Below are 480 nucleotides of genomic sequence, written 5' to 3' on the forward strand. Positions count from 1 at the left end.
TCTATTAGCACTGCCCCTGTGCGGGGCGGCACTCACTTTCTTTGCTGCTGCAAAGAAAGTAAGCAAAGAAAGCAGCTACTGATACGCCCGCGGTCACACGCAATTTGGGTAGTCCTCTCGTCGTTCGTGGGCTGCCTAACGAGTGCCCTCATAGGCCCAACCGGGCTTGGCTCGCGCACGGTCCGTCTCATCGCACCACATACCAAACTGGTTCAGCACCAAATAGCTCCAGCCCGCTTCGCGGCCGACCAGTCAATCGGGGATGCATGTGCTTCTCTACTAACGTCTCAATCTCGCCGCCTTCGCCGCCCTTTGGTTTCCCTTGCAGACCCAGCGGCAGCGCGTAGCGCTGTGCCGATGCTGTTTCGTGCTGAACCAGCGCGCTCAACGTATTCGGGCGGCAGACCGTGCGCGATCCAAGCCCGATTAGGTGTTTGAGGGCACTCTTTAGGCGAGTGCCGCCTGTGACGAGAGGACTAC

The 480-nt window shown here is 59.2% G+C and carries 1 protein-coding gene; it reads right to left on the minus strand.

The features are described from left to right. Positions 1 to 187: 187 nt before the first annotated feature. Positions 188 to 480: hypothetical protein (locus tag NCT05_RS37300; RefSeq protein WP_250504801.1), on the minus strand; the 293-nt coding region annotated here is incomplete at its 5' end.

The sequence above is a fragment of the Caballeronia sp. AZ7_KS35 genome (assembly GCF_023631045.1).
Lineage (GTDB): Bacteria > Pseudomonadota > Gammaproteobacteria > Burkholderiales > Burkholderiaceae > Caballeronia > Caballeronia zhejiangensis.